22 protein-coding genes and 1 pseudogene are annotated in these 26,972 nt (G+C 71.3%); 12 read left to right on the top strand and 11 right to left on the bottom strand.

From position 1 onward, the window contains the following. Positions 1-57 precede the first annotated feature (57 nt). Together VZQ01_RS18680 and VZQ01_RS18675 are read left to right on the top strand one after the other, a co-directional pair. The gene (locus tag VZQ01_RS18680) at positions 58-1,224 is read left to right on the top strand and encodes a sensor protein KdpD (protein WP_223752101.1); all 1,167 of its coding nucleotides are present in this window, start codon (positions 58-60) and stop codon (positions 1,222-1,224) included. Beyond that, a complete protein-coding gene (locus tag VZQ01_RS18675; RefSeq protein WP_426748540.1) occupies positions 1,221-3,050 on the top strand; it encodes an ATP-binding protein in 1,830 nt (609 codons plus the stop codon). The genes VZQ01_RS18680 and VZQ01_RS18675 overlap by 4 nt, the downstream gene beginning before the upstream one ends. Before the next feature lie 122 nt (positions 3,051-3,172). Here VZQ01_RS18675 and VZQ01_RS18670 read toward each other — a convergent pair whose 3' ends face one another. Further along, positions 3,173-3,637 (bottom strand): hemerythrin domain-containing protein, encoded by a 465-nt coding sequence (locus VZQ01_RS18670; RefSeq protein ID WP_426748539.1) that lies wholly within the window; start codon positions 3,635-3,637, stop codon positions 3,173-3,175. Positions 3,638-3,983: 346 nt separating this feature from the next. Here VZQ01_RS18670 and VZQ01_RS18665 point away from each other — a divergent pair, with 346 nt between their 5' ends. Next, positions 3,984-5,711, top strand: a complete 1,728-nt coding sequence (locus VZQ01_RS18665; protein WP_267698542.1) for a hypothetical protein — start codon at positions 3,984-3,986, stop codon at positions 5,709-5,711. Between the two features lie 211 nt (positions 5,712-5,922). On the opposite strand, the gene VZQ01_RS18660 is transcribed toward VZQ01_RS18665, so the two are convergent. Both VZQ01_RS18660 and VZQ01_RS43460 read right to left on the bottom strand, forming a co-directional pair. Further along, entirely contained in the window at positions 5,923-6,945 is a 1,023-nt protein-coding gene (locus VZQ01_RS18660) for a sigma-54 interaction domain-containing protein (RefSeq protein WP_483579377.1), read from the bottom strand. A 54-nt stretch (positions 6,946-6,999) separates the two neighbouring features. Next, positions 7,000-7,275 (bottom strand): annotated as a pseudogene (locus VZQ01_RS43460) (response regulator); the annotation flags it as partial. A 251-nt stretch (positions 7,276-7,526) separates the two neighbouring features. Here VZQ01_RS43460 and VZQ01_RS18655 point away from each other — a divergent pair. The 7 genes from VZQ01_RS18655 to VZQ01_RS18625 all read left to right on the top strand — a co-directional run bounded on the left by VZQ01_RS18655 (position 7,527) and on the right by VZQ01_RS18625 (position 13,087). Continuing rightward, positions 7,527-7,889 carry a hypothetical protein gene (locus VZQ01_RS18655; RefSeq protein WP_267698541.1) on the top strand — a complete coding sequence of 121 codons (363 nt, stop codon included), beginning with the start codon at positions 7,527-7,529 and terminating at the stop codon, positions 7,887-7,889. 143 nt (positions 7,890-8,032) lie between these two features. Beyond that, a complete protein-coding gene (locus VZQ01_RS18650; protein ID WP_223782069.1) occupies positions 8,033-8,389 on the top strand; it encodes a hypothetical protein in 357 nt (118 codons plus the stop codon). 416 nt (positions 8,390-8,805) lie between these two features. Further along, on the top strand, positions 8,806-9,159 hold the full coding sequence (locus tag VZQ01_RS18645) for a hypothetical protein (protein WP_223782070.1): 354 nt from the start codon (positions 8,806-8,808) through the stop codon (positions 9,157-9,159). A 47-nt stretch (positions 9,160-9,206) separates the two neighbouring features. Continuing rightward, a complete protein-coding gene (locus VZQ01_RS18640) occupies positions 9,207-9,701 on the top strand; it encodes a PTS sugar transporter subunit IIA (RefSeq protein ID WP_408888469.1) in 495 nt (164 codons plus the stop codon). 260 nt (positions 9,702-9,961) lie between these two features. Beyond that, positions 9,962-10,459: a PTS sugar transporter subunit IIA gene (locus tag VZQ01_RS18635; protein ID WP_223782072.1), complete on the top strand. Its 498-nt coding sequence runs from the start codon at positions 9,962-9,964 to the stop codon at positions 10,457-10,459. Positions 10,460-10,565: 106 nt separating this feature from the next. Beyond that, positions 10,566-11,639 carry a saccharopine dehydrogenase family protein gene (locus VZQ01_RS18630; RefSeq protein ID WP_223782073.1) on the top strand — a complete coding sequence of 358 codons (1,074 nt, stop codon included), beginning with the start codon at positions 10,566-10,568 and terminating at the stop codon, positions 11,637-11,639. A gap of 287 nt (positions 11,640-11,926) precedes the next feature. Beyond that, positions 11,927-13,087, top strand: coding sequence for a methyl-accepting chemotaxis protein (locus VZQ01_RS18625; protein WP_228557293.1), 1,161 nt, complete (start codon positions 11,927-11,929; stop codon positions 13,085-13,087). Positions 13,088-13,150: 63 nt separating this feature from the next. Here VZQ01_RS18625 and VZQ01_RS18620 read toward each other — a convergent pair whose 3' ends face one another. From VZQ01_RS18620 to VZQ01_RS18590, 7 genes are all read right to left on the bottom strand, one after another. Next, entirely contained in the window at positions 13,151-14,806 is a 1,656-nt protein-coding gene (locus tag VZQ01_RS18620; protein ID WP_426748538.1) for a formate--tetrahydrofolate ligase, read from the bottom strand. Between the two features lie 235 nt (positions 14,807-15,041). Next, positions 15,042-16,232 (bottom strand): sulfite exporter TauE/SafE family protein, encoded by a 1,191-nt coding sequence (locus VZQ01_RS18615; RefSeq protein ID WP_223752089.1) that lies wholly within the window; start codon positions 16,230-16,232, stop codon positions 15,042-15,044. Continuing rightward, the gene (locus VZQ01_RS18610; protein WP_426748537.1) at positions 16,229-16,831 is read right to left on the bottom strand and encodes a rhodanese-like domain-containing protein; all 603 of its coding nucleotides are present in this window, start codon (positions 16,829-16,831) and stop codon (positions 16,229-16,231) included. The genes VZQ01_RS18615 and VZQ01_RS18610 overlap by 4 nt, the downstream gene beginning before the upstream one ends. A gap of 114 nt (positions 16,832-16,945) precedes the next feature. Beyond that, positions 16,946-17,656, bottom strand: coding sequence for an MBL fold metallo-hydrolase (locus VZQ01_RS18605; protein WP_408888465.1), 711 nt, complete (start codon positions 17,654-17,656; stop codon positions 16,946-16,948). Between the two features lie 174 nt (positions 17,657-17,830). Next, positions 17,831-19,114, bottom strand: a complete 1,284-nt coding sequence (locus VZQ01_RS18600) for a sigma-54 interaction domain-containing protein (RefSeq protein ID WP_426748536.1) — start codon at positions 19,112-19,114, stop codon at positions 17,831-17,833. Between the two features lie 50 nt (positions 19,115-19,164). Beyond that, on the bottom strand, positions 19,165-20,370 hold the full coding sequence (locus VZQ01_RS18595; protein WP_426748534.1) for an NAD(P)/FAD-dependent oxidoreductase: 1,206 nt from the start codon (positions 20,368-20,370) through the stop codon (positions 19,165-19,167). A gap of 285 nt (positions 20,371-20,655) precedes the next feature. Then, complete coding sequence (locus tag VZQ01_RS18590; protein ID WP_426748533.1) at positions 20,656-23,373, bottom strand: AsmA family protein; 2,718 nt, start codon at positions 23,371-23,373, stop codon at positions 20,656-20,658. A 644-nt stretch (positions 23,374-24,017) separates the two neighbouring features. On the opposite strand from VZQ01_RS18590, the gene VZQ01_RS18585 reads away from it, so the two are divergent. Beyond that, positions 24,018-25,301 carry a DUF2254 domain-containing protein gene (locus tag VZQ01_RS18585; RefSeq protein ID WP_426748532.1) on the top strand — a complete coding sequence of 428 codons (1,284 nt, stop codon included), beginning with the start codon at positions 24,018-24,020 and terminating at the stop codon, positions 25,299-25,301. 22 nt (positions 25,302-25,323) lie between these two features. Beyond that, positions 25,324-25,794: an MgtC/SapB family protein gene (locus VZQ01_RS18580; RefSeq protein WP_223752083.1), complete on the top strand. Its 471-nt coding sequence runs from the start codon at positions 25,324-25,326 to the stop codon at positions 25,792-25,794. A 7-nt stretch (positions 25,795-25,801) separates the two neighbouring features. Here the strand turns inward: VZQ01_RS18580 and VZQ01_RS18575 are convergent, their stop codons facing one another. After that, positions 25,802-26,965, bottom strand: coding sequence for a SulP family inorganic anion transporter (locus VZQ01_RS18575; RefSeq protein ID WP_426748531.1), 1,164 nt, complete (start codon positions 26,963-26,965; stop codon positions 25,802-25,804). Positions 26,966-26,972 lie beyond the last annotated feature (7 nt).

The following is a 26,972-nucleotide window of genomic DNA, read 5'->3' as shown; positions in this document are numbered from 1 at the left end:
GATGAGCGCTGAGCTGACTCGGCATGTGATTCGTTTGTCGCGCTCCGAGGTTCTCGGATGACCCCCCGTCGCTCGCGTGCGGAGGACTTCCTGGAGCTGGTCGAGCGCGGCCGGCGCGGTCGGCTCAAGCTCTACATCGGCTTCGCGGCCGGCGTCGGCAAGACGTACCGCATGCTCGAAGAGGCCCATGCGCTGAAGCGGCGCGGCGTGGACGTGGTGCTCGGCTTCGTGGAGACCCACGGACGCAAGGAGACCGAGGCCCTGGTCGCTGGACTCGAGGCCGTGCCTCGCAAGACGTACTCCTATCGCGACGTCCTCGTCGAGGAGATGGACCTGGAGGCGGTCCTCGCTCGCAAGCCCCAGGTCGCTGTCGTCGACGAGCTGGCTCACACCAACCTCCCCCTGTGCCGACATCGCAAACGCTACCAGGATGTCCAGGCGCTCCTCGACGCGGGCATCAACGTCATCGGCGCCTTCAACGTGCAACACCTCGAGAGCCTCAATGACCTGGTGGAACGCACCACCGGCGTCGTCGTCCGGGAGACGCTGCCCGACAGCTTCCTCAAGGGCGCTGACCAGGTCGTGAACCTGGACCTCGCCGTGGAAGACCTCCACGAACGACTCAAGGCCGGGAAGATCTACGCCGAGGACAAGGTGCCCCATGCCCTGGAGCGCTTCTTCACCGGCGAGAACCTGTCCACCCTTCGCGAGCTCGCCCTCCGCGAGGTCGCCGAGAGCCTGGACCGCGCCACCTCCGGACTGTCCTCCCGCTCCGGCGAAGACGAACCTCGCAAGGGCGCGTCCTGGGGCCGGGTGCTGGTCGCCATGTCCAGCCATCCTCCTCGCGCGGCCACCCTCCTGCGCCGGGGCTCGCGCATGGCCGGTCGGCTGAACACGGACTGGTTCGTCGTCTATGTCGAGACGCCTCGCGAGGCGCCCCACCTCATCGACGCCGAGGCGCAACGCCACCTGCTGGCCAACATCGAGAAGGCTCGCGAGCTGGGCGCCGAGGTGGTTCGTCTTCGCTCGAAGGACCCCGTCGAGGCCATCCTCGACTTCGCCCGCTCCCATGGCGTCGGCCACATCATGGTGGGCCGCTCGCACCAGCCCTGGTGGAAGCGCGCGCTGGGCCGCGCCGCGGATGTGCGGCTGCTCCGTGAAGGCGAGGGCTTCGACATCCATGTCGTCGCCTTCGAGCCCTCCTCCGAGGAGAAACGTCCATGACCCTGCGGATGCGATTGCTGCTGGCGCAGGCGCCCCTCGCGCTCGCGCTCGCGCTGGTGGGCCTGGTCGCCGTCATCACCCTGGCCCGCTTGGGGCGCTCCGGTCAGCGCATCCTCCAGGACAACTACCGCAGCGTCCTGGCCGCCCAGCGGATGACCGAGCAACTGGAGCGCATGGACAGCGCCGCCCTCTTCATCGTCGCCGGTGAACGCGAACGGGGGCAGTCCCAGCAGGCTTCGCAGCGTCAGGTCCTGGAGGCCGAGCTGCGGCTGCAGGAGGGCAACATCACCGAGCCCGGTGAAGCCGAGTCCACCCGCCGGCTGCGCGCGGGCTGGGAGCGCTATGTGGCCGCTTATGACGCGTTCCTCTCGCTGTCGTCTCCCGAGGAGCAGAAGGCGGCTTACTTCCGGAGCATCGAGCCCGCGTTCCGCGAGGTGAGGGACGCGGCCTCCTCCGTCCTGGCGCTCAATCAGGACGCGATGGTGCACAAGAGCGAGGCGCTGCGTCGACAGAGTGACCGCGTGAACACGCTGATGGTGCTCGCGGTGCTGGTCGCGTTCGCAGTCGGATTGTTCGCCTCCACGTCCCTCACACATCGCGCGCTGCGGCCCGTGTCCGTGCTGTCCCAGGCCGTGCAGCGGCTGGGGCGCGGGGATTACGCCGTGCGCGCCACGGTGGAGGGCTCGGATGAAATCGCGCGGCTGGGCGAGGACTTCAACTCCATGGCCGAGGCGCTCCAGCAGTACCGACAGAGCAGCCTGGGAGAGCTGCTCCAGGCCCAGGCCGCGTCCCAGGCCGCCATCGATAGCCTCCCTGACCCGGTCGTCGTATTCGGCGCGGATGGCGGGCTGCTCAACGTCAACCGCTCCGCCGAGGACGTGCTCAAGCTGGGACTCGAAGGCGGCGGGGATGTGCTCGGGCGCGTGGTGCCGGAGGCGCGCGAGGTGCTGGAGCGCGTGCGGGGACACGTGCTCGGAGGGAAGGGGGCCTATCAGCCTCGGGGCTATGAGGAAGCGGTGCGCGTGCCGCTGGCCGAAGGGGACCGGTGGCTCCTGCCTCGCGCCAGCCCCGTGTATGGCGAGACGGGCGAGGTGGTGGGCGCCACGGTGATTCTCCAGGACGTGACGCGGCTGCGCCGGTTCGATGAGCTGAAGAACGACCTGGTGGCCACCGTGGCCCATGAGTTCCGCACGCCCCTGACGTCCCTGCGCATGGCCGTGCACCTGGTGGCCGAGGGCATGGTGGGGCCCGTGACGGAGAAACAGGCGGACCTGCTCTTCGCCGCGCGCGAGGACTGTGAGCGGCTGCAGGGCATCGTCGATGACCTGCTCGACCTGTCTCGCATCCAGGCGGGACAGCTCCGGCTCGAAGTCCGCCGCGTGTCCGCCGAGGAGTTGGTGCAGGCGGCGCTCGACTCGCAGCGCTCGGCGGCGGAGGAGCGTGGGGTGCGGCTGTCCCGGCTCGTGGGGCTGGAGGTGGAGACCGTGGACGTGGACCCGGAGCGGATGGGGCTCGTGCTCGGCAACCTGGTGGGCAATGGCGTGAAGCACACTCCCGCGGGGGGCGAGGTGGAGGTGCGGGTGGCTCGTGATGGCGCGCGCGTCCGCTTCGAGGTTCGCGACACGGGGGAGGGCATCGCGCTGGAGCAACAGGCTCGCATCTTCGAGAAGTTCTATCGCGCGCCAGGGGCTCCCGCGGGCGGCGCGGGGCTCGGGCTGTCCATCGTGAAGGAGATCGTCCAGGCCCATGGCGGAGAGGTGGGCGTCATCAGCGCGCCTGGGCGGGGAAGTACGTTCTGGTTCACCCTGCCGGGGCAGGCCTCGTGAGGTGACGCGGGGGCTTGCCTGGTCCAGCTCCCGAGGCAGGAGGGAACGACACGGGTGTGTCTGGCCTGCCTCGAGAGCGGAGAGGGGCCTCGACGGCCCCGTGGGGGAATGCGCGTCCGCCGCTACACCGTGGCGCCGCCCCAGTCCTTCATCTCCTCGCGACGAATCCTCGAGGCCTCTCGGACCAGGTCCTTGCACGACATGCCGAGCTCCTTCTCGGTGACGTTCTTCGCCACCTGCGGAAGGATGTTCTTCTCCTCGTCCGCGACGTGCCGTTTGACGACCTTCTCCAGCGCGTCCACCTTCAGCTTCACCGCGTTCATGTCGTCGCGCATCCGCACGATGTCGCCCAGGAGCTTCGTCATCTCCTGGTGCTCCTCCTCCGCGTGCTGGATCTTCTCGTCGCCCACCACGCGCGTGGCCTTCGGATAGACCCAGCGCTCCTCGATGGTGCTGTGCAGCATCAGCGCCTCCGCGAGCTGGAGGCAGAGCTCCTTGCGGCTCGTGTCGTCCGAGGCGTTGCGGAACGCGAGGAACAGCGCGTCGACTTCGCGGTGCTGCTGAATCAACAGGTCGATGACGTCCACGGGTGCCGTCCTTTCAGTGGGGTCGCTCCTCAACGGTCCGCACCGCTCCGGACCCCGGCAATCACTCGCCACGCCGTGCACGCTCCCTCGTCCCAGCCTTCGCGCGGAGGAGGGCAGGGGAGCGCTCCACTCGGAGCAGAGGGCCTGGCGGCCGCACTCCGAGTCGGGGCCGGACTGGAAATCAGGAGGGATGCCCGAATTCTTGAAAACTGACGAAACTTCCGCTGCCCACCCGGGAGAATGGGGGAGCAGGACGCATTTCCCCCACCCCAACCCAGTGAACCCGGCAGGGTCCGCGCCGCTCCGTGAGGCGTGTGCGGACGCCGGACCCCAACCAGGACCCCCCATGGGAATCGGCAGCATCATCGGTGGCGCGGCGGAGGCCGCCCGGCGAGCAGCGGAAGCGGCGAAGCGCGCGGCGGAGGCGGCGGCGAAGAAGGCCGCGGAGGCGGCGGCGAAGAAGGCCGCGGAGGCGGCGGCGAAGGCGAAGCAGGCGAAGGAGCAGATCGAATCGGTCGCCAAGAACCGCACGCAGGACGTCTTCGAGCGGGGCGAGGGGCTGGTCGAGGGCGCTCGCGACCTGAAGCAGCAGGTGCGCGAGACCACGGGCGATGTCTTCGAGGGCGTGAAGTCCACGGCGGGCAGCGCCCTGCGTGACACCGTGCAGAAGGCGGGCCCCGTGCTCGACACGGCGACGGACATCGCGGCGGGCGGGCTCGACAAGCTGGGGCAGGCCATCCAGGACGCGCCAGCGCCCAACCCGCTGCAGGGCATCACCCAGGACATCGCCGGTGGCGTCCTCCAGGGCGCTGCGGACGTGGTCCGGGACCCGGTGGAGACCGCGGGCGAAATCAAGCAGGCGCTCAGCCTCAACCACCAGGTCGACCAGCTCAAGCCGGGCGAGAGCGTCTCCGTGGGGCTCAACGGTGAGGCGGATGTCTCCGGTGTCGGCGTCACCGCCAAGGGCGACCTGGCCGTCAGCCGCAGCGCCGAGGAGGGCGGTGGCTACACCGTCTCCGTGAGCGGAGAGGTGGGCGCGGGCGTCATCGCGAAGCTGGGCGCGAAGGGCGCCGCGGACGCGAGCGCCAGTGCCTTCGCCACGGCCGGCGCCAAGGTGGAGTTCCAGTTCGACACCGCGGAGGAGGCCAAGCGCGCCACGAAGATCATCGCGGCCTCGGCCGCCACGGCGGGGGCCTCGGCGAGCAACCCGCTGCTCGGCCAGGGGGTGAACCAGGTGCTGGGAGATCCGCTGTCGGACCTCGCGGGCCTGGGCGACAAGGTGAGCGCGGTGGAGCTCCAGCTGGGCGCGGAGGCGAGCGTCTCGGGTGAGCTGGGCATGAAGGGCCTGCCGGAGGTGCTCAGCGCGGGCGCGAGCGCGGGCGTGAGCGCCAATCAGGGCACCACGGCGCGCATCGAGATGGAGAACGGCCAGCCGAAGTCGCTGAAGCTCACGCAGTCGCTGGAGATTTCGGGCAACGCGGGCGCGAGCGCGGGCCTGGGGATTCCGAGCCAGGGCGAGGGTGGCACCAGCGCGTCACTGCCGACGAATGCCTCCGCGGGAGTCCAGGGCTCGCTGAAGGTGGAGCTGGAGCAGAGCATCGACCTGCCCGAGAACTTCAACCCGGCCGACTTCCTCAAGGACCCGAAGGGCACCGCGCGCGAGGTGGGCCAGACGGCCCTCCAGACGCACGAGGCGAAGCTGACGCTCACCGACTCGCGCCAGGGTTCCGCGCAGGCGCTCGGTCTGGGCGGGAGCGCGGGTCGCGAGGTGAAGGCGGAGATCAGCGGCAACCTCCAGGACATCGCGCGCAGCGGTGCGTTCAGCAGCATCGCGAACGGCGACGTGGGCCAGGCGGTGACGCAGCTCCGCGACAAGGTCGACATCAAGGCCACCGTGCAGGACAAGACCACGGTGAACGGTGACATCGGCGTCGGCGTGCACGCGGGCGTGGGCGGTGGCGAGGTGGGGCTCACCACCGAGCGCACCCACGTGGGCGAGGAGCGCGAGCTCAACGCCGCGCAGCTCGCGGAGCTGTACCTCACGCAGCGCTGGTCCGCGGGCATCCCGGGCTGACGCGCAACGCCGGGCGCGAGGGGTGCGCGCGCCCGGTGTCCCGTCTCACGGAAGGCTGGAGGCGCACGGTCGCGCCCGGTGTGGCGTTGGCTCATGCTCGGCCTGGCGCCGGCTCGTGCTCGGGCGCCTCATGTGACGGGGACTCATGCCCCTGGTCCCCGTCCCGTGCGCGACCTGTCCACCTTCCGCAAGACACGGGCTGCCCGTGGGCTCAGCTGTCTGCCTTGCCTCCGGATTCGTACTTCTTGCGCTTGCGCCACAGCGTGGACGCGTCGATGCCGAGCACCTTCGCGGCCTCGTCCAGCGTGGGCGCGGAGGCCATGACCCGCAGCGTGTGCTCGCGCTCCACCTCCTCCAGCGTGTGCGGCCCGCCCAACGCCACCACCGTGCCCGCCGCAGCGGCGATGCGGTCCGGGAACGCCTGCGGCTCCAGGACTCCCGCGGGCCACACGATGAGCGCCCGCTCGATGGCGTTTCTCAGCTCACGCACGTTGCCCGGCCATGGGTACGCGAGCAGCATCTGCTCCGTCGCGGGCGACAGCTCCGGCGTCACCGGCCGCTGTCCTGTCCTCGCGAAGAACGCCACGAAGCGTCTCGCCAACGCGAGCAGGTCCTCGGGCCGCTCACGCAGCGAGGGCAGCTTCACCTCGATGACGTTGAGCCGGTAGAACAGGTCCTCGCGGAACCGTCCCTCCGCCACGTCCTTCTCCAGGTCCCGGTTCGTCGCCGCCACCACCCGCACGTCCGCCTTGCGCGTGCGGCCTTCTCCCAGCCGCTCGAACTGCTTCTCCTGGAGGAAGCGCAAGAGCTGCGCCTGGAGCGACGGGCTCATCTCCGCGATTTCATCCAGGAACAGCGTGCCGCCCTCCGCCTGCTCCACGCGGCCGGGCTGGTCCTTCACCGCTCCCGTGAACGCGCCTCGCACGTGGCCGAACAGCTCGCTCGCCAGGAGCTGCTCCGACAACGTCGGACAGTTCACCGTGACGAAGGGCCTGCGCCTGCGCACGCTCATCGAGTGCAGGGCTCGCGCGAGCACGCCCTTGCCCGTGCCGCTCTCTCCTCGCAGCAGCACCGCCGCGTCGGAGGTCGCCGCTCGCGACACCAGCCCTATCGCCGCGTGCATCACGGGAGAGGAGGTGTCCAGCGTGGCCTCCGGCACCGCCTGCGCGAGCTGTCCCTCGAGGCTCTCCAGCTGCGAGGACAGCGCCCGGTGCTCCCGTGAGCGGTCCAGCACGTGTCTTATCTGCGCGGGCGTGAAGGGCTTGGGCAGATAGTCGCGCGCGCCCCGGCGCACCGCCTCCACCGCCGTGTCGAACGTCGCGTACGCGGTGATGAGCACCACGTCCAGGTTCGGTGACTCCGCGAGCAGGCGGGGCAGCAGGTCCAGGCCACTCGCGGTCCCCAGCTTCAGGTCGACGAACGCCAGGTCCGCGGGCCCCTGGGCGAGCGCCGCCAGCGCCGCCTCCGGCGTGGCCGCCTCTCGCACCTCGCAGCCGAAGCCCTCCAGGCAGACCCGCAGCGTGTGGCGGATGTTGCGCTCGTCGTCCACCACCAACACCCGCATCGGCCGCTCGCCGGAAACCGGGGTCGGCTCCATCCGTGCATCCATGCATCAATTCTAAGTGCATCGGCCGCGCCCGGCCGTGTCTCGTTGGGGCTCGTGAGTCGTCTCGGGGACTTCCGCGCACCGCACCGTGCGATGCGCAACCCCGGGGCCGCTCCCGTCGTGCAGGCTGCAACCCGGGCCGCCACTTCTTCACATCCGCGACAACGAATCCTGGCGCGTCCCCCCTCATTCCGGTGGAACATGGGGCCATGGGTCCGAACGGGAACGAGGGGGAAGAGGAGAACATCTTCACCCGGGACAGGGCGCCCACCCGCAGCCAGAAGCGCGTCCGCCAGCTGGTGACGCTGGGCATCATCGTGCTGGTGCTCGCCGGGGTGTGGGCCTATCTCCAGGGCGGAGAGAATCGGGCGCTGAACGCCTTGGCTCCCGCTCAGCGCGAGGCGCTCTTCCAGGAGACTCGCGACGACTTCCGCCTCCTGTGCATGGGCGACGCCGGGCCCAAGCTGCTCAATCGCTGTCAGAAGCAGGCGGAGTTCCTCACGCGCTTCTCCGAGTGCGACGAGGCGTGCCACCAGGAGCTCGCGCCCATGCTGCGAAAGGCCGTGCGCTGACGTCGAGCGGGTGGGCCCTTGCGCGATGCATGGCTTCGCGCGCGCCTGCTTGCCGAATGCAAGGGTCCTGGACCTCGGTGATGGGAGCCCTGCTCGGAGGTGGCCTCGTGCCCGGCGGCACGGGGTTTGCCCCTGGGGAGCCCATGCGTCCCGAGCTCCGTCTGGTCCCTGACTCCACTCCCCAGGCCCCCTCGGCGCCGCCCTCCCTGGCGAGCCCCTGGTGGAGGGACCTGCTCTGCATCCTCGCGCTGGGGGCCTCCCTGGCGCTCGTCGTGGGCTGGTTGGGCTCGGAGCGCCGCGCCGTGCTGTCCCTGGAGCCCGATGAGCGTGCCCTCGTGTTCCAGGAGTCGTGGGACGGCTTCCAGCAGCTGTGCTCGGCGCCGTCTCCGCCCGGCCTGATTCCTCGCTGCCGGGAGCAGGCCCGCTTCCTCCTGCTGTTCCCCGAGTGCCAGGGGACCTGTCAGGAGCAGGCCCGGCTGCACGGTCGGGCCCTTCGCTGACCGCGGTCCGCCAGCGCGGCTCGAACACGCTTCCAGTCCGCGACTCCGGAGCGCCGCGTCCGCGCTGCGGTGGCTCGACGCTCCGGTGAGCTCCTCCCACGGAATTCCGCCCTCGTGCCGGGGCTGGCATGCGTCCCCGACGTCGCGAGCGCCCTGGAGTGTCACGTCCCTCGTGGGCGCCGGGCGCGGTTTGCAGTCATCGCGGTCGGAGCGGAATGACACGGCGCTCGGAGGGAGACCTCGCGTGTCGCGAGGCTCGGTGGCCCTCGAGGTTGCGGTCTGCACGGTGGGGCCGGGCTCGCTCGGGGAAAAGTGGCCGGATTCCGGGCGTCTGGTGGTGGGGGTGGTCGGCACGGTGGATGCGATGGAGGTGCCTCGTGCCGGGCGATGTGCGGCCCGGTCCTTGGGAGGACTTCATGGTGCTGCGTCGATTCGTGAGGTCGATGGTTCGTCGGGAGGCTCGGCGTGAGCCTGGCCTGTTGCTCGGGGAGGCGCCGCTCAAGGCGGTGCGTCTGCTGGGCGCGGAGCGGCTGGCCGAGGCGCGTGGGCGTGCGGAGCATGCCTTGAAGGGGGCTCGGCGGTGCTCGTGCTGCCGAGGGTTGCTGGAGCATCTGCATGACCGGCTCGGCTCCACGTTGTTCCTGGATGATGACCCGGAGCAGCTCGCGCGGGCGTTCGACGCGGAGGAGCGCGATGGGTTCACGGCTCGCGTGCTGGCGGCGTGCATCGTCCTGTCGGGTCGCGAGCGGGTGGCGGCTCCGGCGCTCTGAGGTTCACGGTGGTGGGCCCGGGACTGCTCGGGCCGTGGGAGGTCGTCATGTTGAGGTGGACCGAGTTCCTGGAGGTCGAGGCCATCCGTCCGTCGCTGCGGGCGCGGGAGCGGGTGGGCGTGCTGCACGAGCTGGCGGGGATGATGGCGGATGAGGCGGGAGTGCCTGCTCGCGAGCTCGCCGTGCACCTGCTGGCGCGGGAGCAGCTCGGCTCGACGGCGATGGAGGGCGGCGTGGCGGTGCCGCACTGTCGACATGCTCGCGCCGGACGCATCGTGACGTGTCTGGGCATCCATCGGGGCGGGCTGGCCTTCGGTGAGCCCGAGGATGGACTGGTGCGCATCTACGTGGGCCTGGTGTCGCCGCCGGATACCGGGGGCCTGCACCTCAACGTGCTCTCCCGCATCGCCACGTTGCTGCATGACGCGCGTGTTCGTGACGCGCTGTTGGCGGCGGCCTCTCCGGCGGCGGTTCGCGCGCTGCTGGTTCGCGCGGAGGAGGAGGTGCTCCCGCTTCGCGGTGAAGTGGCCGTGGCGCGCTGAGTCGTGCCCTCGGAGGCGAGGCTGTTGTTGCTCGCGTGGCAGCGCGTCTCGTGACTCGCGCTTGTTCGGGTGTCGCGAGTCCTGGTTTGGGCGCGCCCTGAGAACCTGAGAGGAGCGGGGTGGCTCGGACCTGGTCCGGAAAAACGCGAGAGAAGTGTGTAGTGGGCTCGAAGAATTCGCGGGGAGGGATGCGGATTCGCGAGCGCGGATGCATCTCTGCGCCGACTCGGGCGGTGGCGGCTTGCCCGAGGAGGTGCGGCATGTTGCGGTGGACGGATTTCCTGGAGGTCGACGCTGTCCGCCTGTCGTTGGAGGCGCGAGAGCGGGTGGGCGTGGTGCACGAGCTGGCGGGGCTGATGGCGGCCCGCGCCCGGGTGCCCGCGAAGGAGCTGGCGGAGCACCTGCTGGCGCGCGAGCGACTCGGCTCGACGGCGATGGCGGGGGGCGTGGCGGTGCCGCACTGCCGGCTGGTCGGTGTGCCGCGCATCGTCACGTGCGTGGGGATTCATCCGGAGGGCCTGGACTTCGGCGAGGCCAACGGCGGGCGCGTGCGCGTCTTCGTGGGGATGGTGTCTCCGCCGGACCCTGCGGGCCTGCACCTCAACGTGCTCGCGCGCATCGGCGCGCTCTTGCGCAACGCGAGGCTGCGTGAGGCGCTGCTCACCGCGCCGTCTCCGGCGGCCTTGCGCGCGCTGCTGGTCTGCGTGGAGGACGCGCACGTGAGCCAGCGCTCCGAGGCCGCCGTGGCGCGGTGGTGAGGCGCTCAGTCCTCGCGCGGACTTGTCGAGATAGCGAACAGATGGTGACGGGCCGGCCGATACGCCGGGCCTCCCGACGCGGCGCGTCCTGGTAGCGTCGCCAGCCGTGACGACGACCTCGACCACCTCGCCTCGCTGGCTGTTGTATGGCGCCTCCGGCTACACCGGCCGCCTCATCGCGGAGGAGGCCGTGCGCCGCGGCCACCGCCCCGTGCTGTCCGGCCGCTCCCGCGAGAAGCTCGCGCCCCTGGCGGAGCTGCTCGGCCTGGAGGTCCGCCCCGCGTCGCTCGACGACCCACGCCAGCTGGCCGCCGCCATGGACGGCCTGCCGCTCGTGCTCCACGCCGCCGGCCCCTTCGTCCACACCAGCGAGCCCATGCGCCTGGCGTGTCTCGCCGCCGGCGCCCACTACCTGGACATCACCGGCGAGATTCCCGTCTTCGAGGACTCCTTCCGCCACGACGCCGACGCCAAGGCCCGCGGCGTCTCGTTCATGTCCGGCGTCGGCTTCGACGTCGTCCCCACCGACTGTCTGGCCCGCTACGTCGGCGAGCAGGTCCCCGGCGCCACCGAGCTCGACATCGCCATCGCCGCCGTCTCCCAGGCCAGCGCCGGCACCACCAAGTCCGCCCTCATCCAAATCCCCGAGGGCGGCAAGGTCCGCCGCAACGGCCGGCTCGAGCCCTACCCCATGGGCCACGGCACCCGCCGCGTGCGCTTCAGCGACCGCGAGCGCTCCGTCATGCCCATCCCCTGGGGTGACCTCTCCACCGCGTTCCACACCACCGGCATCCCCAACATCACGACGTACATGGCCTTCCCCGCCAACAGCGCCCGCGTCCTGCGGTGGACCCACCCCATCCTCCGCCGCGCCCTGAAGCTCGCCCCCGTCCGCGATGGCCTGATGAAGCTCGTCGACGCCCGCGTGAAGGGCCCCGGGGCGGACCTGCGCACGTCCAGCCGCTCGTACGTCTGGGCCCAGGCCCGCGCCCCGGATGGCCGCTCCGCCCAGGCCTGGCTGGAGGTCGCCGAGGGCTACCTCTTCACCGCCCGTTCCTCCGTCCTCGCCGTGGAGGAGCTGCTCGCCCAGCCCACCCCCGGCGCCCTCACCCCCGCGGGTGCCTTCGGCGCCGACTTCGTCCTCCGCGTCGAGGGCTCCCGCCGCTTCGACGCCCTATGATGATCCACCCAAGTCCCGGGTCCGTTTGACCCCAGACTGGTGGAAAACCGCGCGGGGCCGGTGTGTGTCAATGAGCGGGGGTCCCTTAGCAGCCGGGTCTCAGTTGGCTATCCTGCACTTCGGCGGATCACCGGTCCGTCCGAGCTTCAGGGAGTCCACGGGGCTCCTCGGAAGGATGGCGACATGGACGGGCGCTGCAGGCTCCTCGGGGAGTCGCGCTTCAACTGCCGGAACCTGGCCGGGGCGGACGGGGTGCGTGGAGACTCGGGTGGGACGGAGGCCGTTCGGTGCGCTTGAAGCTGAAGCAGAAGGTGATGCTGTCCCCGGTGGCCGCGGCGGTGCTCCTCGGGGTCCTCGTCGTGGTGGCGCTGGCGGGCGGTCCGACGTGGCTGGTGGTCGTGCTGGCGCTCCTGGCGATGGGGACGACGGCGGGGCTCGCGTGGTGGCTGCACCGTGACCTGGCCGAGCCGCTGACGCGATTGTCCGAGGTGGCGCGGCGCATCGCGCATGACGGTGATTTGTCGCAGCCGCTGGAGCTGGGGCGGCAGGACGAGGTGGGCGAGCTGAGCCGGAGCCTGCAGGTGATGGCGGACCGGCTGCGCGACGTGCCGGCGACGCTGAAGTCCGTGGTGGAGGAGCTGTCCTCGGCGGCCACGCGGCTGACGCAGGCGAGCCAGGACCAGGTGAACTTCCTGACGAACCAGTCGCGCAGCCTCACCGAGGCGAGCACCACCATCGCCGAAATCGCGCAGACCTCCAGCATGGCCGCGAGCCGCGCGGAGATGGTGCTCAAGGTGGCCGCGCAGGCGGACCAGTTCAGCTCCTCCGGCCAGCACTCCATCGAGCAGAGCGCGGAGGGCATGCAGCAGATTCGCGAGCGCGTGGGCGCGCTGGTGGGCAGCATCGCGCACCTGAGCGACCAGGCCGTGCACGCCGGCGAAATCATCAGCAGCGTGAAGGATTTGGCGGACCAGTCCAACGTGCTCGCGCTCAACGCCGCCATCGAGGCCGCGCGCGCGGGCGAGGAGGGCCGGGGCTTCGCGGTGGTGGCGCGGGAGATGCGCGCGCTCAGCGGGCAGTCGCTCCAGAGCACCCAGCGCATCGGGAAGATCCTGCTCGAGATCAACCAGGCCATCCGCCAGACGACCTCCATCGCGGAGGGCGACAGCGAGAAGATGGAGCAGAACATCGAGCAGGTGCTGGCCTCGGCGAACTCGCTGAAGGAGATCACCACCGTGGTGCAGGAGAGCAGTCAGGCCGCGCGCCAGATTGTCGCCTCCGTCACCCAGCAGAACGCGGGCATCGCGCAGATGACCGAGGTGATGACGCAGCTGTCCTCGATGATGGCGGACGTGGTGACCTCCACCATGACGGCCGAGGAGGCCGTGACCCAAATCAACGCCACCCTGGGACGGCTCGAGTCGCTGTCCACGTCGTTCCGCGCGTAGCGTGCGTCGCTCCGGGCGGCCCCCTCGACGAGAGCGAGGTGAGGGCCGCCCGTCGAAGCCGCGTCACTCGCCCTGCATGAGCCCGGTGATGCGCCCGTCCTCGTGGACGGTGATGCGGCGGGCGGCGGGCTCGCGAGGCAGGCCCGGCATGGTGAGGATGTCGCCGGTGAGCGCGACCATGAAGCCCGCGCCCGCGGACAGGCGCACCTCGCGCACGGTGAGCGTGAAGCCGCGCGGCCGGCCCTGCTTCGTCGCGTCGTCGGAGAGTGACAGGTGCGTCTTGGCCATGCACACCGGCAGCTCCGCGCCGCCCAGCTCGCGCACGGTCTCCAGGTCCTTGCGCGCGGAGGCGGTGAAGGCCACGTCGTCCGCGCCGTACACGGTGCGGGCAATCGCGCGGACCTTCTCCTCTGGGGACTGCTTCACGTCGTAGAGGAAGCGCGGGGTGGGCGGAGACGCGTCCGTGCCGTCGAGCATCGCGAGCACCCGGTCCGCCAGCTCCAGCGAGCCCTCGCCGCCGCGCGTGAAGCCGTCACACACCGCCATCTCCACGCCGCGCTCCCGGCCGAAGGCGCGCAGGGCATCGAGTTCCTCCTGCGTGTCCTGGGGGAAGCGGTTGACGCAGATGACCGCGGGCAGGCCGAAGGCGCGCACCGATTCGAGGTGCTTGTCCAGGTGGTCGAAGCCTCGCGCGAGCGCCGCGCCGTCCGGCTCCGCGACGCGGGCGAGCGGGGTGCCGCCGTGGTACTTGAGCGCGCGCAGCGTGGCCACGAGGACGACGCCGCGCGGCCACAGGCCCGTGCTCCGGCACTTGATGTCGAGGAACTTCTCGGCGCCCAGGTCGAAGCCGAAGCCCGCCTCCGTGACGACTTCGTCCGCGTACGCGAGGCCCATGCGCGTGCCCACCACGGAGCTGCACCCGTGGGCGATGTTGCCGAACGGGCCCGCGTGCACGAGCGCGGGGCCGCCCTCGCGCGTCTGGACGAGGTTGGGCATCAGCGCGTCCTTGAGCAGGGCGACCATGGCCGCCGCCGCGTCCACGTCCCTGGCGCGCACGGGCTTGCCGTCCGGTGCGTGGCCCACGACGACGCGGCCCAGGCGCTCCTCCAGGTCCTTGAGGTTCTCGGCCAGGGCGAGGATGGCCATGACCTCGCTGGCGGCGGTGATGTCGAACGCGCCCTCGCGCGGCACGCCGTGCGCCTTGCCGCCCAGGCCCACGATGACGTTGCGCAGGAAGCGGTCGTTCATGTCCAGCGCGCGCCGCCAGCGCACCCGCGTCGAGTCGATGGCCACCGGCTGGCCGTAGTACACGGCGTTGTCCACCAGCGCGGCGAGCAGGTTGTTGGCGCTGGTGATGGCGTGCAAATCACCCGTGAAGTGCAGGTTGATGTCCGCCGCGGGCTCCAGGCTGGCCTGCCCGCCGCCGGTGCCTCCGCCCTTCACGCCGAAGACGGGACCGAGGGACGGCTCGCGCAGCGCGGCCACGGCGCGGCGTCCTCGGCGACGCAGGCCCATGGCCAGCGCCACGGACATGGTCGTCTTGCCCTCGCCCGGAGGCGTGGGGTTGATGGCGGAGACGAGCACGAGGCGGCCTTGTCTTCCGCCCTGCTTGCCGAGCGCACCGAGGGAAACCTTGGCGCGGTTCGTGCCCCACGGGTGCACGTCGTCGGGGGACAGGCCCAGCTCGGCGCCCACTTCTGCGATGGGTCTCAGCTTCATGCAGGGGACTCTCGACGCGCGCGGGGCACGGGTCAACCGATGTGGTGTGGGCCCGTCCGGGGCGGGACGGATGTGGGCGCGGGGGGCCGTGCTCGGTGGGACGGATGGGATGGCGCGATGACGTGGCCGTGTGGGGGCTCGTTGGGATGCGCGCCGTGGCACTTGCTCGTGAGGCGCCTGGCGCTGGTGGGCGAGCACCGCGACGCCAGGGTGTCCGCGCGGAGGTGTCTGGGGGTCAGAGCCCTCGCGCAGTGGTGCGCTGGCGGGCCGTGCGCAGGTGCTTTCGCACCATGAGGGTGGAGAGCCCCACGCCGGTCGCCAGGACGAGCCAGGGCCAGGCTCCCGCGCTGGCCAGTCGTTGTGTCAGGTCTCCGAGCACGGTGCGCGGGAGTTGGGCCAGGAGCAGGAACGTCGCGGTGGCGAGAACGAAGAGGGCGAAGCCTCGGCGCAGGACTCCAGGGGCCACGCGTCCGGCGAATCTTCCACCGAGCATGCTCCCCACGAGGGCGATGGCGAGGACCTCGCCCGTGAGGCGCCAGGGGAGCTCCGCATGGCCCAGATGGCCGATGAGACCCGCGGCGCACTGGAGCGCGATGACCACCAGCGAGGTGGCGGTGGCCATCGGCGTGGACAGGCCGACCAGCGTGAGCGCGGGGACGATGAGGAAGCCGCCTCCCGCGCCCACGAGCCCTGAAAGGATTCCCACGCCCACTCCCTGCGCCACCACTCGCATCACGGAGACGGATGCGCCGCTCGCGATGCTCGCGGGATGTGGCTTCTCGGTGCGCCCCACGGAGGCGGGGAACCCGTTCGCGATGCTCGCGGGACGTGGCTTCTCGGCGTGCTCCATGGACACGGAGGGAGCGCTCTCGATGCTCGCGGGACGGGGCTTCTTGGTGTGCCCCATGGAGACGGAGGATTCGCTCTCGACACTCGTGGGACGACGTTTCTCGGTGGGCTGCGCGTGCTGGTCGGCAGCGAACGAGGTGCTCGGCTCGACTCGTCCGGAGGTCGCTCGTGCTTCCGAGAGGTCGGCCGTGACGTGGCCGCTCGTCACCGGCGTAGGTGCATCCGAGCGCAGCAGCATGGCGACCGAGGCCGCGACCATCACCCCCGCGAAGCACAGCAGCAACATCGTGGGCGACAGGAGCGGGTTGAGCTTTCCTCCCAGGAACGCCCCCGCCATCCCTCCCGCTCCGAACAGGAGCGCCGTGCGCCACCGCACCCGGCCCGCTCGCGCATGCAGCAGCGCGCCGCTCGCGCTCGTGACGCCCACCACCACCAGGGACATGGCGATGGCCGTGCGCGGCTCCACTCCCAGCACGTACACCAGGAGCGGCACCGTGAGGATGGAGCCCCCGCCTCCCAGCAACCCCAGCAACACTCCCACGAGCAACGCGCCCGCCATCCCCACGGCCCACATCATGGACGACTGCCTCCTCCAGGCTTCGCGACCGCGAGCAGGTCCCGGACCTCTCGCAGCGTCTTCTCGAACGCCGCCGCGTCTCCTCGCCCCTTCGGCGGCTCTGCCTGGAGCGCATCCAGCACCGCACCCAGTTCCTCGCGAGAGGGCTCCGGTGGCAGCGACTCCACCGCGGGCACGCGCATCCCCGTGAGCCTCGCGCGCAGGGTGTCTCCCACCTGCCCGAGGTTCGGGAGCGGCTCCGTCGTCAGTCGCACCACCGGCAGCGCATGCGCGTTCCACGCGAGCATCCCGCCCGCCAGGTTCATCACCCGCGTGAAGCCCATCCCCACCAACTGCGTGGCCGCCTTCGCGGACCTCGCACCCGAGCGACAGATGAGCAGCACCTCCGTGTCCCTCGGCCACAACGTCGCCGCCTCGCGTAGGGTGGCGAGCGGCGCCGGATGCACGCCCTCGAGGTGACCCAGAATCCCATCCAGCTCGACGGGCTCGCGCACGTCCACCAGGTGCAGCCCCGGGGGCCGCCCGGTCGCGAGCTGCTGGACGTCCACGTCGCGATAGCCCTCCGGCCGGGGAGGGGCGTTGTCGTAGAGGTGACTCAAGCTGCGGCTCCTTCGATTCGAGCAAAAGGGTCCCCGCTCCGCGTCCCTCGGGGGAGGCGGCTGGGGCTCTGGAGGTGCGGGACTGGCGAGGTGCCCCAGCGGGCACGGGTCACATCACGCGGACGGTGACTGGGAATCCGCCGGGGCGGTGAGACCGCAGGCGCGATTGGCCGGCACGGCCACGTCCAGCTTGCGCGGCGGCGGAATCTGTCGCGACTTCATGAAGTGCACGAAGTCGTCCCGCGTCCTGCCCGCGAGGCGTGGGTTGTGTCGCTTCTCCTCGCCCACCGAGGACGACGTGAAGCCCGCGTAGTCATGGGCGGGGAACACCTCCGTCGCGTCGGGCAGGACGAACAGCTCGCGGGTGATGGAGTCGTAGAGCTGCCCCGGGTCTCCATTCTGGAAGTCCGTGCGGCCCGTGCCGCGCACCAGCAGCGCGTCCCCCGTGAACAGTCGGCCGTCGCACAGGAAGCTCAGGCTGTCGTCGGTGTGACCCGGCGTCTCCAGGACGCGCAGCTCCAGCTGGCCCACCCGCACCACGTCGCCATGCTGGAGCTGCCGGTCGACACAGGGCGCGCCCTTCGCCGACGCCATCACCCGGGCACCCAGGCGCTCGCGCAGCTGCCCGGCGCCGGTGACGTGGTCCGCGTGCACGTGCGTCTCCAACACCACCACCAGCTTCAACCCCAGCTCCTCCAGCAGCCGGGTGTCCCGCTCCACCTGCTCCAACACGGGGTCGATGAGCACCGCCTCCCGCGTCGCCGGGTCCGCCAACAGGTAGGTATAGGTCGAGGACTCCGAGTCGAAGAGCTGCCGGAAGAGCATGTCCACTTCCCTCCTGGGTTGGTCGCAGCGCATGTCCAGCGGTACTGCGAGCCCCATGCCAGCGATGCGGCTCCGAGTGACGGCCCGAGCGCGCCGGTCGTTGCACCCACTTCGAGGAAACAGGTGAAACACCTGGGTGAAACGGCCGCCCTGGATTCGAGGACGGTCGCTCGCTCAGCGCGCAGCTTCGCCCAAGGTCCGCAGGCGGCGCCAGAGTGTCACGCGACTGACGCCGAGCAGGCGCGCGGCCTCGGAGCGATTGCCGCCCGCCCGGGTGAGGGCCGCGCGTACCTGCTCCTCGTCGAGCGTGGCGCCGGTCGTCGCCACGGGGAGGTGGGTGAGCGCCTTCGCCTCGGAGAACTCGGGGGGCAGGTCCACCTCGCGCAGCACCGGGCCCTCGCCGATGACGTAGGCGTACTCCATGACGTTGCGCAGCTCGCGCACGTTGCCGGGCCACCCGTGGGACTCGAGCAGCTTGCGCGCGCCAGGCGCGATTCGCTCCACACGCCGCGTCCCCCGCTGGTGCAGCTCGTCGAGGAAGCGCAGTGCGAGCGGAAGAATGTCGCCCCGACGTTCTCTCAAGTTGGGGAGGAAGATGGGGACGACGCGCAGGCGGTACATGAGGTCCGCGCGGAAGCGGCCGGCCTCGACCTCGCGACGCAGCGCGCGGTGGGTGGCGGCGATGATGCGCACGTCCACGGGGACGGGGGCGCGGCCACCCACGGGGATGACGGTGCGCGTCTCGAGGACTCGGAGCATCTTCGCCTGGAGGTCGAGGGGGAGCTCCGCGACTTCATCGAGGAAGAGCGAGCCGCCGTGCGCGAGCCGGAAGTGCCCCGGGCTGTCTCGCACCGCGCCGGTGAAGGCGCCGCGCACGTGGCCGAAGAGTTCGCTCTCCAGGAGGCTGGGGGGGAGGGCCGCGCAGTTGATGGCTCGGAAGGGGCCCTTGCCGCGAGGGGACAGTGCGTGCAGCGCGTGCGCGATGTGCTCCTTGCCCGTGCCGGACTCGCCTCGCACGAGCACGCTCGATTCGGTGCGCGCGACCTTCTCGACGATGCGGAAGACGCGGCGCAGCTCCGCATCCTGGGTCCACAGGCCGTGGAACACCTCGGCGCCCTCCAGGGCGGGAGGGGAGGTGTCCTGGCGGACGGTGAGCGCCCAGCCGTCCTTGCCGAGCGCCGTCGCGCGGACCCGGATGGTGCCTCCGGCGCGGAGCTTCGTGGTCGTCTCGCGTCCCGTGGTGAGGAGTGCGTCCAGGCGCTCGGCGTCACCCTGGAGGGAGAGCAGCTCCGTGAGCGGTGTTCCCTCGCGCACGGGGGCGCCGAGCTGGGACTCCAGCGCAAAGGTGGCGCCCACGACGCGGCGCTCCGCGTCCACGAGGAGGACGGCGCCCGCGAGCGCGTCGAGCGCGGACAGGGCGAGCCGAGGCGGACGCTGCGGAGGGCGGGATGTGGGCATGCTCCGGGCTGCATAGCGCGGAGCGGGTTCGCGGGCACGCCCGTGGTGTCTCACGCCCGCCCGCGCAGCATGCCCTTCCAGTAGAGCTGCGGCAGGCCGTACTTCTTCATCAGCCACATGTCCCGTCGCTCCTGCATCGTGTCGATGAGCGGGAAGCTGGGCGTGGGCTTGCCGTCGTAGTCGAACTCCGCGAGCAGCAGCTTCCCGTAGCCCGTGGTCAGCGGACACGAGGCATACCCATCGTACCTCGCGGTGGGCGCACGGCCCGCCATGACGTCGCGCAGGTTGCGCACGAGCACCGGCGCCTGCTTGCGGATGGCGGCCCCCGTGCGACTCGTGGGCAGGTCCGACGCATCCCCGAGCGCGAAGACGTTCGGGAACACCGGGTGCTGGAGCGTGTGCTTGTCCGCGCGCACCCAGCCACTGCACGCCCCCTCGCGCGAGGTGAGCGGACTGTTCCGGATGAAGTCCGGCGCGCTCTGCGGCGGCGTGACGTGGAGCAGGTCGTAGCCCAGCGTGACGCGTGTCTTCTGCCCGTCCCGCATCGTCTCGAACGTCGCCTCGCGCCGCGCTCCATCCACCGCGACCAGGTCATGTCCGAAGTGCGTCTGGATGCCGTAGCGCTTCACCACGTCCTCCAGCACCCGCGCGAAGGGCTGCACCCCGAAGATGGCCTTCGCCCCCGAGCCGAACACCACCCGCGAGCGCTCCAGGATGCCCGTGCGTCGGAAGTGGTCGGCGGCCAGGTACATGATCTTCTGCGGCGCCCCCGCGCACTTCACCGGCGTGGCCGGATGCGTGAAGAGCGCCGTGCCGCCCTTGAACGCCTGGAGCATCCGCCACGTCTTGGGCGCGAGCCTCACGTCGTAGTTGCTGCTGACGTGCTCGGTCTCCAGCGCGTCGCGCAGACCCCGCACCTTGTCCCAGTCCAGCTGGATGCCCGGCGCCACCACCAGGAAGTCGTAGCCCACGCGCAGGCCGCCGCGCGTACGCACCTCCTGCCGGACGGGGTCCACCTCCTCCGCGGCGTCCTTCAGCCACTTCACGCCCCGGGGGATGAGGTCGGCCTCGTCGCGCACGGTGTCCTCGATGCGCGCCTCGCCCGCGCCCACCAACGTCCAGAGCGGCTGGTAGTAGTGACGCTCGGAGGGCTCCAGGATGGCCACGCCCTTCTGCCCCAGCCTCGCGAGCCGCGCCGCCACGCAGATGCCCGCCGTGCCTCCGCCGATGATGAGCACCCGGTGACGTTCGCTCACGGGTGCCACGTAAGGCATGGGCGTCGTCGCCGGGTCGGTGCAGCCGCAGTCCTCGCTCGCGTCCATCGTGCTCGCTCCCTGCCTGGGTGAAGTCGGCAGGGGGCCTTAGCAGGGCGCATGCCACCATCGTCCCCGAGTGCGGCCCGTGTGTGCGCTGGCGCGCGGCGCTGTTTCACACTGTTTCAGGGTGTTTCATGCAACACGGCCCGGAGGAGCGAGCGCCCTGGAGAGGACGTCCGCTCGACCGGGCCGTGGGGACTCCCGTCGTTGCGTGCGCTCGGAGCGCTACTTCCCGAAGATGCCGCGCAGGCGCTTCTTGGCTTCCTCTTCCGCGCGCTTCTTCGCCTCGGCCTCCAGGCGCTTCTTCTCCTCCTCGGCCTTGGCCTCCATCTCCTTGCGCTTCGCCTCGGCGTCGGCGCGCAGCTTCTCCTCGCCGCCCTCGATGGCCTGCTGCACCTGCTTGCCGCGCTCACCGCCGATGAGGTTGCCCGCGAGCGAGGACGCCGCCAGCTTCGCCAACGTCGTCACCGCCGGCTTCACGTCCACGCCCGTCACCTCGGGCTTCCACGCCGGACCCGTCAACTTCAGGCCCACCGGGATGTCCGACGGCGGCGTCACCTTGCCCAAGGTCAGCGTCTTCACCGTCGACGGCGTCAGCGCCACCGCGCCCGTGAGGTCCAGCGTGCCGTCCAGCTTGATGCCACCGTCGAAGCTCATCGCCGCCTCCGGCCGCGTCCACGTGATGGGCTTGGACAGCTGCGCGACGCCGTTCTTGATCTGCACGCCGAAGGGCAGGTTCTCGCTGAGCGACGTCACCTCGTTGCTCTTGAGCGCCTTGGAGGCGAAGGGGAGCGCCTTGGCGAGCGGCTCGGAGACGGACGACACCAGGTCCTTGCCCAGGAGCGTGCCGCCCAGGATGTTGCCGCTGATGCCGCCCAGCAGCGTCTCCTTGAGCTTCTCCGGCGTGTAGCCGATGCCCTTCACGTCCACGTTCCCGTTGAACGTGCCCGTCATCACCTTGCGCGGCGTGGCCTGCGCGATGGCGTCCGCCACCTGCACGCCCTCCACCTTCACCTTCGCCTCGAACGGGCGCTGCGGCGCCGCGGGGCCCAGGCGGATGCTCGTCCCGTCCGCGACCACCTTCCCGCCGAAGACGCCCGAGGAGAACTTCTCCACGGTGATGAGGTCGTCCGTCATCTTCACCACGCCGGTGACGTTGGTGAGGTCCATCTGCGTGTAGCGCAGCGTGCCCACCGCGAAGCGGAGGTCGCCCCGGTAGCCGTTGAAGCGCGCGGGGTCCTCGGGAGGCAGCTCCGCGGACCCGGGCGCGGGCACCGTGCCGCCGTTGCGCGCCGCCAGCTCCTGCTCGTCGAACAGCAGCGCGTCCGCGTCCAGCTTGTTCGCCTTCACGTCCGCGGAGAACGTCGTCGTCTGCTTCTTGCCCGTGCCCGCCGTCGCGAACGACGCGCTGCCCGTCACCGTGTCCTGGAGGAGGTTCGCCGTCATCTTCGGCACGTCCACCTTCATGCCCACGCCGCCCTTGCCGGGCGCGTACGTGCCCGCCGCGGCCAGCTCCATCCGCTGGCCCGGGGCCTTGTCCACCAGCAGGCCCGGGCGCAGGTCCACGCCGGACAGGTCCGCCTTCGCGTCGAACTTCAGCGCGCCGCCGCTCGCCGCCGCGCCCGTGAGGCTGGCGGTGAGCTTCATGGCGCCGCCCGCGTCCTTGGTGAGCTGCGCGGGCACCCGCAGGCGCACCGGCGTCAGGTCCACCGACACGTTGATGGCCTGCGCGGCCTGCGTCCCGCTGGCGCGCACGTCCAGTCCGATGGGACCGGCAATCATCCCCTGGAGCTGCTTCTTCAGCGGCGGGTAGTACTCGGCGAGCACGGCCGGGTCCAGGTCGCGCCCCACCAGTTCGAAGCCCTCCACCGACGGCGTGTCCGACAGCATGCCCTTCACGCGGCCCTTGCCGGTGATGTTCGCCGGGCCCAGGTCCAGCTTCAGCTTGTCGAGCGACAAGTCCCCCGTGGCCAGGTCTCCGGCGACGTCCGTGTCGAGCACCACGTCCAGCGCCTTGCCACCCTCGGCGCCCGCGAAGCGCAGGCCCAGCGCGGAGATGGCGCCGACCAGCCGCGTGGGGCCCTTGCCACCGGGCACCGCGCCGCCGAGCTCCGCCTTCCAGTCCGCGTCCAGCGTGCCCGCCTGCAGGCCCACGTCGGGCGGCAGGAAGGGACCCAGCGGGGACAGGTCAATCTTCTCCGCCTTGAGCGTCACGCGCTCCGGCGTGGGAATCAGCGTGGGCGGCAGCGGGGCCGCGTGCAGCGAGAGCTTCAGGTTCTGCTTCTCCGCGAGCACCGCCGCGGCCAGGTCCACCACCAGCGGCTTGCCGGCGCGCAAATCCTTCACCTCGACGTCCAGGTCCTTCACCGCCAGCTCGCGCGCGCCCTGTCCCCCGGCGCGGTCGACGAAGCGGATGGTGCCGTCGGTGAGCGTCGCGCGCTCCACGTGCACGCCGGACAGGTCCGTGGGCTTCGACTCCTCCTCGGGCTTCTCCTCCTCGGGAGGGGACTGCTCCTCCAGGCGCTGGAGCAGGCGCTGCACGTTGGTGGTGCCGTCGGCCAGGCGCACCACGTTGACGGTGAGTCCGGACACCTCGGCGTTCTTTACCTGGATGTCCTTGCCGCTCGAGGAGAGCAGCGGGCCCACGGCCACGCTGACGTCCACCTTGGCGAGCGTCGCGAGCGGCAGGTCCTCGCCCTCCGCGGCGCCGATGGAGACGTCCTTCACCACCGCGCCCACGCTGGGGAAGAGCTGGGTGGAGATGTCGCCGATTTCAATCGGGCGGCCCAGCTTCTGCGAATACGTGGCGGCCTGCTCCCTGGCCGTCTTCAGCAGGATGGCGTCGAGCCGCCAGAGCACCACGAGCACGGCGACGACGAGGAGCGCGAAGACTCCCCCGAGCACGTACGGCCAGCGGCGCTTCTTCTTCACGACGTCGGACATCGCTTGGTTCCTCCTCAGGTGAGCGGCCCCGGGTCTCGGCCCGGCGCGGAGCCTGGGCTCACGTCGGGACGCTTAGCCCAGCCCGGGGCGTGCCGCACGCGTCTGGCGCGGCCACGTATCGGGGTGGCTCGGCGGGGGCCTCATCTCATCCCGGGACGGTGGAGGGGGCTGGAAATGCACGCCGCCAGGGCGCGGGGCCCGTCCGGTCGTCCCGGGGGCGAGAGCGGAGGCGCCAGCCGGCCCTCTGGCGCCTCCTTGCCACCCAACACGCTCCAGGTATCCACGGGCGCGCCGCGAGGGAAGGGGTGTGCTCCCGCTTTCGAGGTGGGCAGAGGTGTTACCGCGAGGCCGCCTCCCAGGTGGTGGGGCTCGTCGAGGCAGGCATGGGGCGCTCACGGGCGGTGCGGACGCTCGTCTCGCGGGCCGGGCCCGCGTTGTGCCCGCCTCCGTGGGGGCCCAGCTTCGACGAAGAGGGGCTGGGGTCGGGCAGGGGCGGGGCGCATGGCACGGAGGTGACGCACATGGCGGGCGCACAGGCGTTTGCGCGGGCGGAGGCACGGCCGGGGCAAGGGATGCGGGCCCGGCCGCGAGAGGCCTTGCCCCTGCGCGGACGGGTGCGTCACCAGTCCTGGATTCCGCCCGTCGTGGGAGCCGCTCTCGGCGCCTGTCTGGCCGTGCTCCTGGTGGAGCCCTCCCCGACCCTCCTGCCCCGCCTGCTGAGTGGCGCGGCCTGGCGGGCCACGGCCGCCGAGGCGCGCGGCATGCTCTCCGCGGTGCTGGGCATCGCGCTGACCTCGCTGAGCATCGTGCTGTCCTTGTCCATGCTCGTGGTGCAGAACGCCGCGGGGCAGTATTCGCCACGTCTATTGCGTCTGTATCTGCATGGCACTGGTATCCGCGTGGTCATCCCGGTGTTCGTGGCCACGAGCGTCTTCTGCCTCGTGGCGGCGCATGAGTTCGGGTTCGTCTCGGGGCTGGAGCGCATGCCGCGACCGGCGCTCGCCCTGGCCATGCTGCTGCTCATCGCCTGCGAGGGGGCGCTCGTCTTCCAGGTGCTCCAGACCTTCCAGCTCATGCGCGTGGAGAACCTGGTCCGGCGGGTGCGTCAGGAGACGCTGACGGTCGCGCGCGAGCTCGAGCGGTTCCGCGAGGGGGACCTGGAGGCGGCACCTCCCGCGCGTGTTCGCGCGGCGGTGGCGATGCCGCTGCGAAGCCCTGGTGACGGCTTCATCGCCGCCGTCGATGCGAAGGCCCTGCTGGAGGTGGCGACGACGAAGCGCTGGGTCATCCATCTGGAGCGCGCCATCGGCGAGCCGGTGATTCGGGGGGAGCAGGTCGGCCAGGTCGAGGTGGAGCCTGCCCGAGGGCCCCCCTCGCGGCGGGAGCTGGTGGAGGCGATGGGCCGCGCCATCCGCCTGGACCACTGGCGGGACGAGGACCGGGACATCGCCCTGGGCGTGCGGCAGCTGGTGGACGTGGCCCTCAAAGCCTTGTCCCCTGGCGTCAATGACCCGTACACCGCCGTCGAGGCGCTGGACCAGCTCACGTTCCTCCTGTGCGAGCTGAGCCCGATGCGCCTGGGGCCCCGGGTGCTGGCGGACGACGCCGGGACGCCGCGCGTGTTCCTGCACGGCCCCACGCTGCGGGACTACCTGGCGTCGGTCGCGGAGCCGCTCCTGCGTTATGGCGCCTCGGAGCCCACCGTGGCGCTGCGGCTCATGCGCCTGGCCGCGGCCGTGGGGCAGCGCGCGCGGGACGCGGAGGACCGGTCCGCGGCGCGTGAGCTGCTGCGCTCCATCCCGACCGTCGCGGAGCGGGCGGCGGGACAGGGCATCGGGGTGGGCCCGCTGCTTCAGCGTCACGCCGAGGCGCTGGAGCGGGCGCTCGACGGAGGGCCCATGCCACCGCTTCCGGCCATCGGTTTCTGAGCGGGCGCGCGAGGAGTCAGGGATGGCGGCCGAGTTCGGGAGTGGAGAGATTCTGGTCCGGCTGCTCGTGGCCGGGGGGGCCGGCATCGTCCTGGGGCTGCCGTACCGCAAGCGGCCGGGCGGGGTCCGGACGCACTACCTGGTGACGTTGGGCGCCGCCCTCTTCTGCACCTCCGGGGCGAACCTGATGGCGACCCCCGGGGAGGCGCTGCGCATCATCCAGGGCGTGGCCTCCGGCATCGGGTTCGTGGGCGCGGCGAGCGTGCTCAAGCGGGGGAGCGCCATCTTCGGCATCACGACGGCCGCCTCCATCTGGATTGCCGCGGCGGTGGGCTGTGAGGCCGCGCTGGGCAACCCGTTGCTCGCCGCTTGCGTGGCGCCCGGCATCTCCGTGACGAGCTGGCTGGTGGGGCTGCTGGAGATTCGCGTCTTCCACCGCCGCAGAATCATGCGCGAGCTGCGTGGGGAGCAGAAGGAGGACCCGCCGCGCTGAGCCGCCGTCACTTCGGAGGGCCGTGGGACGTGTCGAGCCGCGCGAGGGTGCGACGCAGCTGCTCCAGCCGTCGGCGCTCCGCCTCATCCTCCGAGGAGTCGTGTGCCTCATCGACGAGCTCGCCCAGGCGGTGGAGCCCATCCCGGATGAGGGCCCACTCCTCCTCCGAGTGGTGGGCCCTGCGGGTGAGGTACTCGATGACGCCGTTGAGCGTCTGCGGCTGGAGGTCCCCGTCGCCCAGGCGGTCCGTCACCCCGGTCCTGTCCAGCAGGGCCTGGGTGGGCGCGAGCACGCGGGACAACATCAGCGTGATGTCGCGCTGGTCGAGCGACTCCTTCAGCTCACCGAGCATGTCCGCGCCGGGCACGTCCAGGTCCGCCGTCACCTCCAGGTCCAGCAGCACCGTGTGCACGGGCGCGCTCGACTGGTCCACGTGCGCGATGACGGCGTCGCGCAGCGCGGTGGCGTTGGCGAAGAAGATGCCCTCGTTCGGCCGGAGTATCAGCAGGCCCGGGACGCGCAAGGGCGCCGGGCGGCGGTGGATGTCGGCGAAGTCCAGGGTGCCCGGGACGCGGCCCAGCTCGCTCAGCCGGGGCTGGCTCGCCCGCCACACGAGGAAGGCCACCGAGAGCCCCACCGACACCATCAACCCGGGGAGCACGTCGAGCACGAGGACGCTCAGCAGCGCGCCCATGGCCAGCAGGAAGTCGGTGCGGCGCAGCGTGAAGAGGCGGCGCATCTGCTTCACGTCCATCATCCCCGCGGTGGCCAGGACCACGATGGCGGCCAGGGTCGCCTCCGGCAGCGTGCGGAACAGGGGCGTGAAGAAGAGCGCCACCAGCGCGAGCAGCGCCGCGGCGAGCAGGCTGGGCATCTGCGTGCGCGCGCCGGCCGCGTCGTTGGCCGCGGACTTCGACAGGCTGCAGCCCACCGAGAGCCCGCGGAAGAGCCCGGCGCCCAGGTTGGCGGCGCCCAGGCCGATGAGCTCCTGGTTCGCGTCCACCTCGTAGCGGTGCTTCGACGCGAGCACGCGCGCGGGGCCGATGGCCTCCGCGAAGGTGACCAGCGCGATGCCGCACGCCCCCGGCAGCAGGCCCAGCAGGTCCTTCAAGCCGACGTCGGGAATCGCGGGACCGGAGAGGCCCGAGGGGATGTCGCCCACCACCTTCACGCCGTGG

Origin of the sequence: Myxococcus faecalis, from assembly GCF_050039385.1 — a bacterium.
Lineage (GTDB): Bacteria > Myxococcota > Myxococcia > Myxococcales > Myxococcaceae > Myxococcus > Myxococcus fulvus.
The sequence above is the reverse complement of the archived record's forward strand: the minus strand, read 5'-3'. Positions and strand labels throughout refer to the sequence as shown.

Bases quoted from the DNA above. Each gene is read 5' to 3' on its own strand.
- VZQ01_RS18635 (WP_223782072.1), top strand. From the start codon at position 9,962: ATGTTGCGGTGGACGGATTTCCTGGAGGTCGACGCTGTCCGCCTGTCG.
- VZQ01_RS18680 (WP_223752101.1), top strand. From the start codon at position 58: ATGACCCCCCGTCGCTCGCGTGCGGAGGACTTCCTGGAGCTGGTCGAG.
- VZQ01_RS18645 (WP_223782070.1), top strand. From the start codon at position 8,806: ATGGTGCTGCGTCGATTCGTGAGGTCGATGGTTCGTCGGGAGGCTCGG.
- VZQ01_RS18620 (WP_426748538.1), bottom strand. From the start codon at position 14,806: ATGAAGCTGAGACCCATCGCAGAAGTGGGCGCCGAGCTGGGCCTGTCC.
- VZQ01_RS18615 (WP_223752089.1), bottom strand. From the start codon at position 16,232: ATGATGTGGGCCGTGGGGATGGCGGGCGCGTTGCTCGTGGGAGTGTTG.
- VZQ01_RS18580 (WP_223752083.1), top strand. From the start codon at position 25,324: ATGGCGGCCGAGTTCGGGAGTGGAGAGATTCTGGTCCGGCTGCTCGTG.
- VZQ01_RS18590 (WP_426748533.1), bottom strand. From the start codon at position 23,373: ATGTCCGACGTCGTGAAGAAGAAGCGCCGCTGGCCGTACGTGCTCGGG.
- VZQ01_RS18675 (WP_426748540.1), top strand. From the start codon at position 1,221: ATGACCCTGCGGATGCGATTGCTGCTGGCGCAGGCGCCCCTCGCGCTC.
- VZQ01_RS18605 (WP_408888465.1), bottom strand. From the start codon at position 17,656: ATGCTCTTCCGGCAGCTCTTCGACTCGGAGTCCTCGACCTATACCTAC.
- VZQ01_RS18650 (WP_223782069.1), top strand. From the start codon at position 8,033: ATGCGTCCCGAGCTCCGTCTGGTCCCTGACTCCACTCCCCAGGCCCCC.
- VZQ01_RS18655 (WP_267698541.1), top strand. From the start codon at position 7,527: ATGGGTCCGAACGGGAACGAGGGGGAAGAGGAGAACATCTTCACCCGG.
- VZQ01_RS18600 (WP_426748536.1), bottom strand. From the start codon at position 19,114: ATGCCCACATCCCGCCCTCCGCAGCGTCCGCCTCGGCTCGCCCTGTCC.
- VZQ01_RS18640 (WP_408888469.1), top strand. From the start codon at position 9,207: ATGTTGAGGTGGACCGAGTTCCTGGAGGTCGAGGCCATCCGTCCGTCG.
- VZQ01_RS18665 (WP_267698542.1), top strand. From the start codon at position 3,984: ATGGGAATCGGCAGCATCATCGGTGGCGCGGCGGAGGCCGCCCGGCGA.